A 233-nucleotide genomic window follows, 5' to 3' on the forward strand; every position below is an offset into this window, starting at 1 on the left:
GACGACGGCCTCCACGCCCGGCACGCGCAGCGGCCAGCGGACGGCGGCGGTGGGCAAGTCGACCCCCTCGCGGTGGCACGCGGCCGCCATCCGCAGGGCACGGTCGACCTGGTCCGGCGACGCGGGGTGGGAGTCGAAGAGCGGCGCCGCGACCGGGTCGGCGAGCACGCCGGAGTTGTAGACCCCCGCCGCGACGACGCCGCCGCCGCGCTCGCGGGCGGCGGGCAGCAGGT

General features: G+C 79.8%; 1 pseudogene. It reads right to left on the reverse strand.

Annotated elements, in window-relative coordinates:
- Positions 1-233, reverse strand: a pseudogene (locus tag ACQP6G_RS20905) (aldo/keto reductase); the annotation flags it as partial.

The sequence above is a fragment of the Isoptericola nanjingensis genome, from assembly GCF_050311635.1.
In the GTDB taxonomy this organism is placed as follows: domain Bacteria; phylum Actinomycetota; class Actinomycetes; order Actinomycetales; family Cellulomonadaceae; genus Isoptericola; species Isoptericola nanjingensis.